Below are 14,946 nucleotides of genomic sequence, written 5' to 3' on the forward strand. Positions count from 1 at the left end.
ATCGACCGGGAGGCAATACGGTCGAGAGAGTGAGTGCGACGACGGAGACGGGCGGGGTGTTCTCGCCCCGGCTGCGCCTCGTCACCGTCGGCGCCGTCGCCCTCATCTTCGTGGCGGCGTTCGAGAACCTCGCCGTCACCACGGTGATGCCCGTGATCAGCGCCGAACTCGACGGCGCCTCGCTCTACGCCGTGGCGTTCGCCGGGCCGCTCGCCGTGTCGGTGCTCGGGATGGTGGTGGCGGGGATGTGGGCCGACCGGTCCGGCCCGCGGGTGCCGTTGTACGCATCCGTCGCCCTGTTCGTGATCGGGCTGCTGGTCGCCGGCACGGCCACCGCCATGGGCGCCGTCGTGGCCGGCCGGCTCGTGCACGGCCTCGGCGGCGGCGCTCTGACGGTCTCGCTCTACGTCGTGGTGGGGCGGATCTACCCGGCTGCCCTGCAACCCAAGATCTTCGGCATGTTCGCCGCCGCCTGGGTCGTTCCGGCGCTCGTGGGCCCGTTCGTCGCGGGAGTCCTCGGCCAGACGGTGGGCTGGCGGTGGGTGTTCCTCGGCGTGGCCGTGCTCACGGTCGGCGCGGCGGCACTGGTGGTGCCCGCGATGCGGTCGGTCACCGGGGTGAGCACGGATGCGGGCGACCGGCCGTCGTGGAGCGTCCCGCGCATCCTGTGGTCGCTCCTGCTGGCGGCCGCCGTTCTCGTGCTGAGCGTCGCGACCGAGCTCGAGGGCGCCGCCGTCTACCTCCTCGGTGGGGTGGCCTTCGTCGCCGCCCTCGTCGCCCTCCGCCCGCTGCTGCCCCGCCGCGCGCTGCGGGCCGGACGGGGTCTGCCGAGTGTCGTGCTGATGCGGATGCTCCTGGCCGGCGGCTACTTCTCGGCCGAGATCTACCTGCCGTACTTCCTCACCGACGCGCGCGGCTTGAGTCCTGCGCTGGCCGGGCTGGCGCTCACCGTGGCGGGTGTGGCCTGGGGCCTGTCGTCGGTGCTGCAGGGGCAGGTCGCCGACCGCCTCGCCGCCGGCACGAGCCTCCGCCTCGGGTCGGCGGCGGTGTGCCTGGCCATCGGCGCCGTCGTGGGCACGGCGGTCTTCGGGCTCCCCACCTGGGTCGCCATCGCCGGCTGGGCCGTCTCGGGCTTCGGCATGGGCATGTGCTACCCGCGGCTGTCGGTGCTCGTGCTCGGCTACTCCGAGCCGGGCAACCAGGGCTTCAACAGTGCCGCGCTCAACATCGCGGATGCGACCGGGCCGGCCATGGCGCTCTCGGTCGCCGGTGCGCTGTTCCAGACCACGGGAGCGTTCGCAGCCGTGTTCGCCCTCGCACTGGCCGTCGCCCTCGGTGCGCTCGCGGTGAGCGGGCGCACCGGGGCGCGGCAGTCGGAGCCGGCTGGGGCGAGCCTGGCCCCCTAGGAGTTGTTCGCTCGCTTGAGGTTCGCGGTCATGCGGGCGCGGGCGTTCTGGTCGAGTTCGACCTTGCGGATGCGCACCTTCTCCGGCGTCACCTCGACGCACTCGTCCTCACGGGCGAACTCGAGGCTCTCCTCGAGCGAGAGCTGACGCGAGGGCGTCATCGACTCGAAGTTGTCGGCCGTCGACTGACGCATGTTCGTCAGCTTCTTCTCCTTGGTGATGTTCACGTCCATGTCGTCGGCGCGCGAGTTCTCACCGATCACCATGCCCTCGTAGACCTCCTCGGTGGGATTCACGAAGAAGGTCATGCGCTCCTGGAGCGCGATGATGGCGAACGGCGTGACCACGCCGGCGCGGTCGGCCACGATCGACCCGTTGTTGCGGGTGACGATCGAACCGGCCCACTCGTCGTAGCCGTGCGAGATCGCGTTCGCGATGCCCGTGCCGCGCGTGATGGTGAGGAACTCGGTGCGGAACCCGATGAGGCCGCGCGAGGGCACGATGAACTCCATGCGCACCCAGCCGGTGCCGTGGTTCGACATCCCCTCCATCCGGCCCTTGCGGGCGGCGAGCAGCTGCGTGATCGCGCCGAGGTACTCCTCGGGCGCGTCGATCGTGAGGTGCTCGTACGGCTCGTGGGTCTTGCCGTTGACCTGCTTCGTGACCACCTGGGGCTTGCCGACGGTGAGCTCGTAGCCCTCGCGCCGCATGTTCTCGACCAGGATCGCCAGGGCGAGTTCGCCTCGGCCCTGCACCTCCCAGGCGGCGGGGTTCCCGATGTCGACCACGCGCAGCGACACGTTGCCGACGAGTTCGCGGTCGAGGCGGTCCTTCACCATGCGCGCGGTGAGCTTGTGACCCTTCACCTTGCCGACGAGGGGCGAGGTGTTGGTGCCGATCGTCATCGAGATGGCGGGATCGTCGACCGTGATGGCCGGCAGGGGCCGCACGTCGTCGGGGTCGGCGATGGTCTCGCCGATCGTGATGTCCTCGATGCCCGCGATCGCGACGATGTCACCCGGGCCGGCCGATTCGGTCGGGAAGCGGGTGAGCGCCACCGTCTTCAGGAGCTCGGTGATGCGCTGGTTCTGCACGGTACCGTCGTGCCTGACCCAGGCGACCTGCTGACCCTTCTTGATCGTGCCGTTGAACACGCGCAGGAGCGCCAGCCGGCCGAGGAAGGGCGAGGCGTCGAGGTTCGTGACGTGCGCCTGCAGCGGCGCCTCGTCATCGTAGGTCGGCGCCGGGATGTGCTCCAGGATCGCGCCGAACAGCGGCTCGAGGTCGTCGTTGTCGGGCAGCGTGCCGTTCTCCGGCTTGTTGAGGCTCGCGGCACCGTTGCGGCCGGAGGCGTAGACCACCGGTACGTCGAGGATCGCATCGAGGTCCAGGTCGGGCACGTCGTCGGCGAGGTCGGAGGCCAGCCCGAGCAGCAGGTCCTGCGACTCGCCCACGACCTCGTCGATCCGCGCATCCGGCCGGTCGGTCTTGTTGACCAGCAGGATCACGGGCAGCTTCGCCTCGAGCGCCTTGCGGAGCACGAAGCGGGTCTGCGGCAACGGGCCCTCGCTCGCATCCACGAGCAGCACCACGCCGTCGACCATCGAGAGGCCGCGCTCGACCTCACCACCGAAGTCGGCGTGACCGGGCGTGTCGATCACGTTGATCGTGATCGGCTTGTCTCCCGCATGGACGCCGTTGTAGGTGATGGCGGTGTTCTTCGCCAGGATCGTGATGCCTTTCTCACGTTCCAGGTCGTTGGAGTCCATCATCCGGTCGTCGGCCTCGAAGTGCGCGTCGAACGAGTTGGTCTGGGTGAGCATGGCGTCGACGAGGGTCGTCTTGCCGTGGTCGACGTGGGCGACGATTGCGACGTTGCGCAGGTCGTCACGGGTGGCTTTGGCCATGGGAAAGTCCTCAAGTACAGGGGGAAGTTGCGGGCGGCTACGCCCCGAATGGCTAAACCCCCAGGGCTATTCCGGCTCCCGGGATGGCGTTCAGCAACTCCTTAGTGTACTGCTCCTGCGGGTTGTCGAAGACCTGGTCGGTCGAAGCCGCCTCCACGATGCGCCCCTTCTGCATCACGCAGACGTTGTCGGCGATGACCCGCACCACCGCGAGGTCGTGCGTGATGAAGAGGTAGGTGAGCTCGAGTTCGGCCTGCAGATCGGCCAGCAATTTCAGGATCTGGGCCTGCACCAGCACGTCGAGCGCCGACACCGCCTCGTCGAGCACCACGATGTCGGGCTTCAGCGCGAGCGCCCGCGCGATGGCCACGCGCTGACGCTGCCCGCCGGAGAGCTCGTTCGGGTACCGCGTGATGAGCGTCTGCGGCAGCGCCACCTGGTCGAGGAGCTCGAGCACCCGGGCCTTGCGGGAGGCACGGTCGCCCACGTTGTGGGTGTGCAGCGGCTCGCCGATCGTGTTGCCGATGTTGCGCAGCGGGTCGAGTGAACCGTACGGGTCCTGGAACACCGGCTGCATGCGACGGCGCAGGTCGAGCAACCCCTTGCCCTTCAGCGGCGCCACGTCCTGTCCGTCGATGAGGATCGAGCCGCTGGTCGGATCTTCCAGGCGCAGGATCATCTTCGCCACGGTCGACTTGCCCGAGCCGGACTCGCCCACGAGCGCCGTGGTGGTGCCCTTCTCCACGGTGAAGTTCACCTTGTCGGAGGCGATGAGCTCGCCCGACGCTCCCTTGCCCTGGCCGCGGATCTTGTAGACCTTCGTGAGGTCCTTGACCACGATCGCGTCGGGCCGCTTGGTGCGGGAGGTGTGCTCGAGCCGCTCCTCCGCGGCCGCGATGAGGTCGAGCCCCTCGGTGACCTGGGTGGGCGCGTAGTCGAGGTCGCTGAGCGCGTGCGACGCCGACTCGTGCGTGGCCGACTGGATGCGGCGCGAGGCCAGGCTCGGTGCCGCGGCCACGAGACGCTGGGTGTACGGGTGGATCGGGTTCTGCAGGATCTCCTTCGACGGCCCTGCCTCGACGATCTTGCCCTTGTACATCACGACGAGCTGCTCGGCCCGCTCGGCCGCGAGGCCGAGGTCGTGGGTGATGAAGAGCACCGCGGTGCCGATGTCGCGGGTGAGCGTCTCGAGGTGGTCGAGGATGCGCCGCTGCACGGTGACGTCGAGCGCCGAGGTGGGCTCGTCCGCGATGAGGAGCTTCGGCCGCGACGACAGGCCGATGCCGATCAGCACACGCTGGCGCATGCCGCCCGAGAACTGGTGCGGGAACTGCTTCAGCCGCTTGTCCGCATCCTGCAGCCCCGCCTCGCGGAGCACCTGGATGGCATGCGCTCGCACGTCCTTGCGGCCGGTGGCGATGCCGTTCGCGCGGATGGTCTCCTCGACCTGGAAGCCGATCGACCACACCGGGTTGAGGTTCGACATCGGGTCCTGCGGCACGAAGCCGATGAGCTTGCCGCGGATGTCCTCCATCTCGCGCTCGGAGTACTTCGTGAGCTCCTTGCCGTCGAACTCGATCGAGCCGCCGGTGATCCGGCCGGGGCCGGGCAGGAGGTTGATGATCGCGTGCGCGGTGGTCGACTTGCCCGACCCCGACTCCCCCACGATGGCGAGGGTCTGACCCGGCATGAGGGTGAGGTCGACGCCACGCACGGCCGGCACGATGCCGTCGGTGGTCTGGAAGCCGACCTCGAGGTCACGGATGCGCAGCAGCGGCTGCTGCTCTCCCCCGGTGCCGGGAGCGTTCTGGCTGGTGCGGTCGCTCATCGCTGAGCCCTCGCCTTCGGGTCGAGAGCGTCTCGAACGACTTCGCCGAGCATGATGAAGCTCAGCACGGTGATCGAGAGCGCGATGGACGGGTAGATGAGCGTCTGCGGCGCGGTGCGGAGATCGGTCTGCGCGGCGCTGATGTCGTTGCCCCAGGACATGGTGGAGTTCGGCAGGCCGACACCGAGGAACGACAGCGTCGCCTCCGCCACGATCGCCGCGCCGAGCGAGATCGTGGTGACCACGATGACGGGCGCGATCGAGTTCGGCAGCACGTGGCGCAGCAGGATGCGGAACCGCGAGACACCGAGCGCCTGAGCGGCCATCACGAAGTCGGCGTTCTTCACCCGCAGGATCTCGGCGCGCAGCACACGTGCTGTCGCCGGCCACGCGAAGATACCGATGGCCAAGGAGATGATGAACACGTTCCGGTAGGCCGAGAAGACCGACATGATGACCACGGCGGCCAGGATGTAGGGGATCGAGAAGAAGATGTCGCCCGCGCGGGAGAGCACCGAGTCGAGCCAGCCGCCGTAGTAGCCGGCGAACATGCCGAACAGCACGCCGAGCACCGTCGTCAGGATGATGACGATGATGCCGACCGAGAGCGACGTCGAGGTTCCGTGCACGATGCGCGAGAAGACGTCGCAGCCCTGCTTGTTGAAGCCGAGGATGTTGGTCGCCGTGGGTGCACCGTTGCTCCTGGACAGGATGCACTCACGCGGGTCGATCTGCGTGAAGAGGGTCGGGAAGAGTGCGACGATCACGATGAGCACGATGATCGCGGCCGAGATCCAGAACATCGGCCGGCGGCGCATGTCGCGCCACGCGTCGATCCAGAGGTTGCTCGGGCGTTCGCCCACCTTGACCGCGTCGATCGCGACGAGAGGGGTCTCCTCCAGGGGCGCGACGAAGTGGTTGGGGCTCGGGGTGTTATTTGACATAGCGGATCCTCGGGTCGAGAAGGCCGTACAGGAGGTCGACGACGAGGTTGACCACCAAGTAGATGAGCACCATGACCGTGACGAACGAGACCACCGTCGGTCCCTCGCCCCGGATGATGGCTTGGTAGAGCGTGCGGCCGACACCCGGCACATTGAAGATGCCCTCCGTGACGGTGGCACCGACGAGCAGCACGCCGAAGTCGGTCGCCGCGTAGGTGACCACCGGGATGAGCGAGTTGCGCAGGATGTGCACCGGGATGATGCGGCGTCGGCTCAAGCCCTTGCTGTAGGCGGTGCGCACGAAGTCGAGCGACTGCGTCTCGATCACCGAGGAGCGCGTCAGGCGCACGATCTGTGCGAACGTGATGCTCGCCAGCACGAACGCCGGCAGGATCAGGTCCTGGATGGGCGCACCCGTGGACACCGTCGTCCTGGCCCAGCCCAATTGGATGCCGAAGATGAATTGCGCGACAAAGGCGATCACGAAGATCGGCAGCGAGATGAAGATGAGGCTGATGACGAGCGCCGACGCGTCGAACAGCTTGCCCTTGCGGAGGCCCGACACCAGACCGATGATCACGCCGCCGACGAACTCGATGAAGAGCGCCATGATGGCGAGGCGGATGGTGACCGGGAAGGTGCGGGCGAGGATCGCGGAGACGGGCTCGCCCGAGAACGAGGTGCCGAAGTCGCCGCGGAAGATGCCGCCGAGGTAGAGGAAGTACTGCACGATGAACGGCTGGTCGAGGTGGTATTCCTGACGGAGTCGTTCGAGCAGCGCCGGGTTCGGCGTCTTGTCGCCGAACAGGGCCAGCAGCGGGTCTCCGGGCATCGCGAAGACCATGAAGTAGATGAGGAAGGTCGTACCCAACAGGACAGGGATCGCCTGGAGGATGCGCCTGAAGATGTAACCGGCCAAAGGTCAGACCGAACCAATCGAGCTAATGGGCGGGGACGCCACCTGGACGTAAGACATGATACGGGGGCGGCAGCACGATGCTGCCGCCCCCGATCGAGCGAGTACTAGCTCTTGGTGACCGCGTAGTAGAGCGGAACCGAGTTCCACCCGAAGTCCACGTCGGACACGGACTCGCTGTAGCCGCCGGTGACGTTGGAGTACCACAGCGGGATGGCCGGGAGGTCCTTCAGCAGGATCTCCTGAGCCTTCTGGAAGTCACCGTTCGCCTCTTCGGTGTCGGTGGTCTTCGAACCGGCCTGCAGCAGGGCGTCGAAGTCGGGGTTGCTGTAGTCCCCGTCGTTCGACGATGCGTTGGTCGCGTAGAGCGGGCCGAGGAAGTTGAACAGACCCGGGTAGTCGGCCTGCCAGCCGGTGCGGAACGCCGTCTGGATGCTGCGGTCGGTGATGGCCGTCCGCTGCTCGGCGAAGGTCGGGTACGGAGCGCCCGACGCGTCGATGCCCAGCGTGTTCTTGATGCTGTTCGACACGGCGTCGACCCAGCCCTGGTGGCCACCGTCGGCGTTGTACGCGATCTGGAAGGTGCCCGACCACGGCGAGATGGCGTCGGCCTGAGCCCACAGCTTCTTCGCCTCGTCGGCGTTGTACTTCAGCACGTCGGCGCCCTCGAGCGAGTCGCTCCAGCCGTCGATCACCGGGGAGGTGAAGTCGGAGGCGGGGGTGCGGGTGCCCTGGAAGATGACGTCGGTGATCTCGTCGCGGTTGATCGCCATCGAGAGGGCGGCGCGGCGGAGCTTGCCTTCCTCGTCGTTACCGAAGTGCGCGAGGCGCTCCGGGATGGTGAACGACTGGAACACGGCGGCGGGCTGGTTCACGGCGCGGTCGCCGAGGTCCGACTCGTAGGTGCCGAAGGCGCTGTCCGGGACGGCGTCGAGCACGTCGAGGTTGCCACCGAGGAGGTCGGCGTACGCGGCGTCCTGCGAAGCGTAGAACACGAAGGTCACGCCACCGTTGGCCGGCTTGCGGCCGCCCTTGTACTCGTCGTTCACGACGAGGTCGATCTTCTCGTTGTGCTGCCACGCGTCGGCGGAGGCGAGCTTGTACGGGCCGTTGCCGATCGGGTTCTGGCCGAAGGCGTCCATGTCGTCGTAGGCCGACTTGGGCAGCGGGTAGAAGGCCGAGTAGCCGAGGCGCAGCGGGAAGTCCGCGCGCGGCTCCTTCAGCGTGACCGTGAAGGTGGTGGGGTCGACGACCTTGAGGCCGGTGAGGGGGCTGTCCTCGTCGTAGCTGAAGCCCTCGATGTCCTCGAAGAAGTAGCTGTTCAACTGCTCGTTCGAGAGCAGGGCGCCGTACTGCCAGGCGTCGACGAAGCTCTGCGCGTCGACCGGGTCACCGTTGGTGAAGGTCAGGTCGGGCTTGATCTTGATCGTGAAGGTCTGCGAGTCGTCGGTCTCGATCGACTCGGCGACGTCGAGCTGCGGCGCTCCGGTGGCGTCGTAGTACTCGAGGCCGGCGAAGATCGAGTCGATGATGCGTCCGCCACCGGTCTCGTTCGTGTTGGTGGGGATCAGCGGGTTCTGAGGTTCAGAACCGTTTGCCGTGATGACCGCGGAAGAGCTTCCCGTGGACGAGTCCGAGCTGCCGCTGGCGCAGCCGGACAGTGCGAGTGCACTCGCGGCAGCAAGCGCGATCGCGCCGATGCCTAACCGTCTGATTTTCAATTTTCCTCCTGTGCAAAATGCGGGCAAGGCGATACCCCCTTATGGAGGGCGCAGCCTAAGGAAGTACCCTAAGTGGGGGTACCGGCATCGGCAAAATGGTGGCCAAAAAAGTTACACACACGAAACTATCTCCGCTGGTTTATTGTGGATTCCCCACAGTTTCCGTGGAATTCAGGCGCCTGACGCAAGAAAGTAGAGCGATGAGCCGAGCCGTCGACTGGGCCCGTTTTCGGCGCCGCCGCCTCTTCACCGAGATCGCGATCGTGCTCGGGGTCTCGCTCGGGGCATCCGCCGTCTACTCGGTCGTGAACCTCATCGGCCGCCTCACGGCCGAGACCGCTCTGGCCGATCAGACCGCCACCATCAACGGCTCCCTGAGCGACCGCGCGTGGCTCGATCTGACCTACCAGCTGCTGGCGATCTTCTTCGATCTGGTGCCCGTCGCCCTGGCCTTCTACCTCTTGGCGATCTCCGGCGGCAACCCGTTCCGGCGCATCGGGTTCGACGCGAAGAAGCCCGTGAGCGACCTCGGGCGGGGCCTGCTTCTCGTGCTCGTGATCGGGGTTCCCGGCATCGCGCTCTACTTCGTGGGGCGTGCCCTCGGCTTCACGGTGAACGTCGTGCCGGCACCCCTCGACACGTACTGGTGGACGACGCCCATCCTCATCCTCTCCGCGCTCCGCGCCGCGCTTCAGGAGGAACTGATCGTGGTGGGCTACCTGTTCACCCGGCTGCGGCAGATCGGCTGGGGGAAGTGGCAGATCATCCTCTCCGCCGCCGTGCTGCGCGGCAGCTACCACCTTTACCAGGGCATCGGGCCGTTCTTCGGCAATGTGGTGATGGGCGTGGTGTTCGGCTGGTGCTACTGGCGCTGGGGCCGGGTGATGCCGCTCGTGATCGCCCACTGGATCATCGACATCGCCTCTTTCGTCGGCTACGCCTGGGCTCTGGCGACGTTCCCCAGCTTGTTCTGAGACGACTCGACCGCGTCACGCCTTGCGGCGGTTGGCCAGAACGAACGCGACGATGCCGAGGGCGACCAGGATGCCCCCGCCGATGAAGCCCCCGATCATCAGGTAGTTCGGGGTGCTGCCCGCATCGCCCTGCGCAGCCGAGGTCGGCGCCACCGGGGTGAAGAGGGGTTCGCTCGTCGGAGTCGCGGTCGCCGATGCCGTCACGTTCACGGTGACGACCGCCTGTGCGGTACCGGGGTCGTTCCCGGCGAAAGTGGTCGAGAACCGGCAGAGGATGTTCGAGGTGCCGAGCGGGAACGACTGCCCCGACTCCACCGGCGCGCCCGCGATCGAGCAGCCGTCGAGGGTGAGCCCGGCGGGCAGGTCGGCCGCGAACTCGACGACGGCCTGCCCCGACGCATCCGCCGTCACGTCGAGCGTGCCGGGCAGGATGCCCGCGTTCGTGAAGTCGGCGCCCACCACCCGCGTGCCGGTGAAGTCGGCACCGTCGAGCGTCGCCCCGTCGAACTTCGCACCCTGGATGTCGCCGCCGGCGAAGCTCGCGCCCGTCAGCACCGCGCCGCGGAAGTCGCCCTCGCCGAACCGTGTTCCGCTGAGGTCGACGCCGGCGCACTGCGCCCCGCCGGGGCCGTTGTCGCTCAGCCGGTACACCACGCAGTCGCCCTCGGCGAAGACCGGGTCGGCGGCCTGCGCGGGTGCAGCACCCACCGCCACGAGCGCGAGACCCGCGATCAGGCCGGCCAGCAGACGAACAGAACCGGAGCGCGGGACGGGCATGGCGAGAACACTAGCAAAGCGGGGTGCCGTCGCCACGCCGACCCGGCGCGGTCACTCGAACGCCTCCGGCGGCGGGCACGCGCACACGAGGTTGCGGTCGCCGTAGGCCTGGTCGATCCGGCGCACCGGCGGCCAGTACTTGCCCCGCACCAGCGAGTGCACGGGATACACAGCCCGCGCGCGGTCGTACGGATGCGTCCACTCGCCTTCGATCGCGGCCTGCGCCGTGTGCGGGGCGTTGCGCAGCGGGTTGTCCTCCGCCGGCCACTCCCCCGCCGCGACGGCGTCGATCTCGGCCTTGATGAGGATCATCGCGTCGATGAACCGGTCGATCTCCGCCAGGTCTTCGCTCTCGGTGGGCTCGACCATCAAGGTTCCCGGCACCGGGAAGCTCATGGTCGGCGCGTGGAAGCCGTAGTCGATCAGGCGCTTGGCGACGTCATCCACCGACACCCCGGACTCGGCCGTGATGGCGCGCAGATCGAGGATGCACTCGTGGGCGACCAGCCCGTTCTCCCCCGTGTAGAGCACCGGGTAGTGCGGAGCCAGCCGCGCGGCGACGTAGTTGGCGGCGAGCACGGCCGAAGCCGTCGCATCCGCGAGCCCTTGAAGCCCCATCATGCGTACGTAGGCCCAGCTGATCGGCAGGATGCTCGGGCTGCCGTAGGGCGCGGCCGAGACCGCCCCGCCCCCGTGCACCACCGACGTGCCGTCGACCTGGAGGTGCTCGGCGTCCTGCGCGAACATATGCCCCGGCAGGAATGGAGCCAGGTGCGCCTTCGCCGCGACCGGCCCGACGCCGGGGCCGCCGCCGCCGTGCGGGATGCAGAAGGTCTTGTGCAGGTTGAGGTGCGACACGTCGCCCCCGAAGTCGCCGAACCGCGCGTACCCGAGGAGGGCGTTGAGGTTCGCGCCGTCGACGTACACCTGGCCGCCGGCCTCGTGCACCAGCCGGCAGATCTCGGTCACCTCGTGCTCGTACACGCCGTGCGTCGACGGGTAGGTGATCATGAGCGCCGCCAGGTCGTCGGCGTGCTGCTCGATCTTGGCGCGCAAATCGCCGAGATCGACGTTGCCGAGATCGTCGCAGGCCACGACCACGACCTTCATGCCGGCGAGCACGGCGGAGGCCGCGTTGGTGCCGTGGGCGCTGGACGGGATGAGGCACACGGTGCGCTCGAGGTCCCCGCGCGAACGGTGGTAGCCGCGGATGGCGAGGAGGCCTGCCAGTTCACCCTGGCTCCCCGCGTTCGGCTGCAACGACACGGAATCGTAGCCGGTCACGTCGGCCAGCCATCGCTCGAGCTGGCGGATGAGCTCCAGGTAGCCCTCGACGTCGCTCTTCGGCGCGAACGGGTGGATGCCCGCGAACTCGCGCCAGGTCACCGCCTCCATCTCGCTGGCCGCATTGAGCTTCATCGTGCAGGAGCCGAGCGGGATCATCCCCCGGTCGAGCGCGTAGTCGTGATCGGCCAGGCGCTTGAGGTAGCGCATCATGCTCGTCTCCGAGCGGTGCGTGTTGAACACCGGATGCGTGAGGTACTCGCTGGTGCGCAGAAGACCGGCCGGGATGCTCGTGGCCGGCTCCACGGCGGGCACCTCGGTCGCGGCGGCGTCGAACACGCGCGCCAGCGCGAGCAGCTCGGCGTCGCCGGTGGTCTCGTCGACCGCGATCCCGATCGTGTCGTCGTCCTCCACGCGCAGCAGGATGCCCTGACCGTGCGCGTGCTCGGCGAGGCCGTGGGCCCGGCCCGGAACCCGCACCTGCAGCGTGTCGAAGAAGTCGGCGTGCACGACCTCGTAGCCCGCCGCGGCGAGCTGCCCCGCGAGCGAGCGAGCCACGCGGTTCACCTCGGCGGCGATGGCCCGGAGCCCATCGGGACCGTGGTAGACCGCGTACATGCCCGCCATCACCGCCAGCAGCACCTGCGCGGTGCAGATGTTCGACGTGGCCTTCTCGCGCCGGATGTGCTGCTCGCGCGCCTGGAGGCTGAGCCGGTAGGCGGGGTGACCGGCCGCATCCACGCTCACGCCGACCAGGCGGCCCGGCAGCTGCCGCTCGAGCCCGGCGCGCACCGCGAGGTAGCCCGCGTGCGGGCCACCGAAGCCCATCGGCACACCGAAGCGCTGACTGGTGCCGATCGCCACGTCGGCACCGAGCTCGCCGGGCGAGGTGAGGAGGGTGAGGGCGAGGAGGTCGGCACCGACCACGGCGATGCCGCCCGCCTGGTGCACGATCTCGATGACGTCGGCCGGGTTCCACACCCGCCCAGACGCCCCCGGGTACTGCACGAACACGCCGAACGCGTCGGTGGCCGGATGCGCGGGGTGATCGACCGCGTCGAGCGCCGTCTCCACGATCTCGATGCCGAGAGCCTCCGCGCGCGAACGCAGGAGCGCCTTCGTCTGCGGGAAGGCATCCGCGTCGACGATGAACCGGTGCGAGGCCGACTTGCTCGCACGACGCGCGAGCAGCATGCCCTCCACCGCTGCGGTCGACTCGTCGAGCATGGAGGCGTTCGCGGTGGCGAGCCCGGTGAGGTCGGCCACCATGGTCTGGAAGTTGATCAACGCCTCCAGCCGGCCCTGGGAGATCTCGGGCTGGTACGGCGTGTACGCGGTGTACCAGCTCGGGTTCTCGAGCACGTTGCGCTTGATCACGGCGGGCGTGATGGTGTCGTAGTAGCCGAGCCCGAGGTAGGAGGTGGAGACGCGGTTGCGGCCGGCCAGGGCGCGCAGCTCGTCGACCGCCTCGCGTTCGGTGGCCGCGGGCGGCACCAGCGAGTCGCTGAGCGACCGGTCGAACTGGATGGCGCTCGGCACGGCCGCCGCCATCAGATCGCTGAGGCTGCCGTAGCCCACCGTCTCGAGCATGCGGGCCTTGGCGGCCGCGTCGGTGCCGATGTGTCGGGCGGAGAAAGGACGCTGTTCCGTCATCGCGCGGTCATTCCCCGATCAGAGCGTTGTACTGCTCGAGCGTGAGCAGCTCGGGCAGTTCGGTGAACTCCACCTTGAGCAACCACCCGGCACCCAGCGGATCGCTGTTGACGAGTTCGGGAGCGTCTTCGACGGCGGTGTTCTTCTCCACCACGGTGCCGTCGACCGGCGCGAAGAGCTCGCCCACCGACTTGGTCGATTCGATCTCGCCCACGACCGTGCCTCCGGCCACGGCGGTGCCGGCGGCGGGCAGGTCGAGGTAGACGATGTCGCCCAGCTGCGCCGCGGCGTACGCGGTGATGCCGACGGTGGCGATGCTTCCCTCCACGAGCACCCATTCGTGCTCGGCGGTGTAGCGGAGTGCGTTCTGGTCAGTCATGTCTGTCAATCCTTCTTCCGGCGGTAGAACGGGAGGGTCGTGGTGCGGTACGCCAGACGCGTGCCGCGGATGTCGACGCTGAGCTCGGTGCCCGGCTCGGCGAGGGCGGGGTCGACATAGGCCATGGCGATCGGCTGCCCGAGCGTCGGCGAGAGCGCCCCGCTCGTGACCACCCCGATCGACTCGGTGGATTCGGCGTCGGCGTAGACCGGGTAGTCGGCGCGGGCGGCGCGCCGGCCGTCGGCGGTGAGACCGACCAGCACCGGAGCATCCGCCGCCGGCCCCTGCTCGACGGCGGCGCGCCCCACGAACTCGGCTTTGGCGAGGGCGGGCACGCGGCCAAGGCCGGCCTGGGCCGGCAGAGTCTCGAGCGAGAGCTCGTGGCCGTAGAGCGGCATGCCGGCTTCGAGGCGCAGGGTGTCGCGACTGGCGAGACCCGCGGGCACGAGCCCGGCGTCGGCGCCGGCCTCGGCCACCGCCTGCCAGAGCGCTTCGGCGAACCGCGGATGCACGTAGAGCTCGAACCCGTCCTCGCCCGTGTAGCCCGTGCGTGCCACGAGCACGCGCTCGCCCTGGAACTCGCCCTCGATGGCTCGGTAGTAGCGCAGGCCGTCAAGGCCCGGGGCGGAGAACCCGCCCGTCTGCTCCAGGATCGACCGGGCGGCCGGCCCCTGTACGGCGATCAGTGCCGTCTCGTCGCTGACGTCGCGCAGCTGCGCGTCGAATCCGTCGATCCGCTCGGCCAGCGCCGCCGCGACGGGATCGTGGTTCGACGCGTTGGCGACCACGAGGTAGTCGCTCTCGCCCGTGCGGTAGACCACGACGTCGTCGATGATGCCGCCGGCCGGAGCCAGCAGGAGCGAGTACTTCGCCTGCCCGATCTCGATGGCGGAGAGCAGGCCGGCCAGCGCGTGGTCGAGGAAGGCACCCGCGTCTGTTCCGGACACCTGGAACTCGGCCATGTGGGAGAGATCGAACAGGCCGGCCGCCTGGCGCACCGCGTGATGCTCGGCGAGGTCGCTCGAATAGCGCACCGGCATCTGCCAGCCGGCGAAGTCGGTGAAGGTGGCGCCGGCCGCGACGTGCACGGCGTGCAGCGGTGAATAGCGGGTAGGGGAATCCGTCGATGGGGGCATGAGTTCTCCGGGTAGGCGATT

Annotated in this window: 11 protein-coding genes; 2 read left to right on the forward strand and 9 right to left on the reverse strand. The window is 68.6% G+C overall.

All coding sequences use genetic code 11. The features are described from left to right. The first annotated feature begins 29 nt into the window (after positions 1–29). Entirely contained in the window at positions 30–1,406 is a 1,377-nt protein-coding gene (locus AC3WLB_RS16870; protein ID WP_492507944.1) for an MFS transporter, read from the forward strand. Here AC3WLB_RS16870 and typA read toward each other — a convergent pair. The 5 genes from typA to AC3WLB_RS16895 all read right to left on the reverse strand — a co-directional run bounded on the left by typA (position 1,403) and on the right by AC3WLB_RS16895 (position 8,722). Further along, positions 1,403–3,313, reverse strand: a complete 1,911-nt coding sequence (gene typA, locus AC3WLB_RS16875; protein WP_492507946.1) for a translational GTPase TypA — start codon at positions 3,311–3,313, stop codon at positions 1,403–1,405. The genes AC3WLB_RS16870 and typA overlap by 4 nt on opposite strands. A 52-nt stretch (positions 3,314–3,365) precedes the next feature. Beyond that, on the reverse strand, positions 3,366–5,141 hold the full coding sequence (locus tag AC3WLB_RS16880) for an ABC transporter ATP-binding protein (RefSeq protein WP_022896421.1): 1,776 nt from the start codon (positions 5,139–5,141) through the stop codon (positions 3,366–3,368). After that, positions 5,138–6,085, reverse strand: coding sequence for an ABC transporter permease (locus AC3WLB_RS16885; RefSeq protein WP_022896422.1), 948 nt, complete (start codon positions 6,083–6,085; stop codon positions 5,138–5,140). The genes AC3WLB_RS16880 and AC3WLB_RS16885 overlap by 4 nt, the downstream gene beginning before the upstream one ends. Continuing rightward, entirely contained in the window at positions 6,075–7,004 is a 930-nt protein-coding gene (locus AC3WLB_RS16890) for an ABC transporter permease (protein WP_022896423.1), read from the reverse strand. Before AC3WLB_RS16890 ends, AC3WLB_RS16885 begins: the two co-directional genes overlap by 11 nt. Positions 7,005–7,108: 104 nt before the next feature. Next, positions 7,109–8,722, reverse strand: a complete 1,614-nt coding sequence (locus tag AC3WLB_RS16895) for an ABC transporter substrate-binding protein (RefSeq protein ID WP_022896424.1) — start codon at positions 8,720–8,722, stop codon at positions 7,109–7,111. A gap of 200 nt (positions 8,723–8,922) precedes the next feature. Between AC3WLB_RS16895 and AC3WLB_RS16900 the strand changes: the two genes are divergently transcribed. Beyond that, positions 8,923–9,696: a CPBP family intramembrane glutamic endopeptidase gene (locus AC3WLB_RS16900; protein WP_492507949.1), complete on the forward strand. Its 774-nt coding sequence runs from the start codon at positions 8,923–8,925 to the stop codon at positions 9,694–9,696. A gap of 15 nt (positions 9,697–9,711) precedes the next feature. Here the strand turns inward: AC3WLB_RS16900 and AC3WLB_RS16905 are convergent, their stop codons facing one another. From AC3WLB_RS16905 to gcvT, 4 genes are read right to left on the reverse strand one after another with little or no spacing between them, the layout of a single operon-like run. Next, positions 9,712–10,473 (reverse strand): pentapeptide repeat-containing protein, encoded by a 762-nt coding sequence (locus AC3WLB_RS16905; protein ID WP_022896425.1) that lies wholly within the window; start codon positions 10,471–10,473, stop codon positions 9,712–9,714. A gap of 51 nt (positions 10,474–10,524) precedes the next feature. Next, positions 10,525–13,410 carry an aminomethyl-transferring glycine dehydrogenase gene (gcvP, locus tag AC3WLB_RS16910; protein ID WP_492507952.1) on the reverse strand — a complete coding sequence of 962 codons (2,886 nt, stop codon included), beginning with the start codon at positions 13,408–13,410 and terminating at the stop codon, positions 10,525–10,527. 7 nt (positions 13,411–13,417) lie between these two features. Then, complete coding sequence (gene gcvH / locus AC3WLB_RS16915; protein WP_022896427.1) at positions 13,418–13,789, reverse strand: glycine cleavage system protein GcvH; 372 nt, start codon at positions 13,787–13,789, stop codon at positions 13,418–13,420. Between the two features lie 5 nt (positions 13,790–13,794). Next, positions 13,795–14,925, reverse strand: a complete 1,131-nt coding sequence (gene gcvT / locus AC3WLB_RS16920) for a glycine cleavage system aminomethyltransferase GcvT (protein ID WP_492507954.1) — start codon at positions 14,923–14,925, stop codon at positions 13,795–13,797. Positions 14,926–14,946: the final 21 nt, after the last annotated feature.

The sequence above is a fragment of the Herbiconiux sp. FW305-C-125 genome (assembly GCF_058783455.1).

Excerpts from the sequence above, each read along its gene's own strand:
- typA (WP_492507946.1), bottom strand. The coding sequence starts at position 3,313 with ATGGCCAAAGCCACCCGTGACGACCTGCGCAACGTCGCAATCGTCGCC.
- AC3WLB_RS16880 (WP_022896421.1), bottom strand. The coding sequence starts at position 5,141 with ATGAGCGACCGCACCAGCCAGAACGCTCCCGGCACCGGGGGAGAGCAG.
- AC3WLB_RS16885 (WP_022896422.1), bottom strand. The coding sequence starts at position 6,085 with ATGTCAAATAACACCCCGAGCCCCAACCACTTCGTCGCGCCCCTGGAG.
- AC3WLB_RS16900 (WP_492507949.1), top strand. The coding sequence starts at position 8,923 with ATGAGCCGAGCCGTCGACTGGGCCCGTTTTCGGCGCCGCCGCCTCTTC.
- AC3WLB_RS16905 (WP_022896425.1), bottom strand. The coding sequence starts at position 10,473 with ATGCCCGTCCCGCGCTCCGGTTCTGTTCGTCTGCTGGCCGGCCTGATC.
- gcvP (WP_492507952.1), bottom strand. The coding sequence starts at position 13,410 with ATGACGGAACAGCGTCCTTTCTCCGCCCGACACATCGGCACCGACGCG.
- gcvH (WP_022896427.1), bottom strand. The coding sequence starts at position 13,789 with ATGACTGACCAGAACGCACTCCGCTACACCGCCGAGCACGAATGGGTG.
- gcvT (WP_492507954.1), bottom strand. The coding sequence starts at position 14,925 with ATGCCCCCATCGACGGATTCCCCTACCCGCTATTCACCGCTGCACGCC.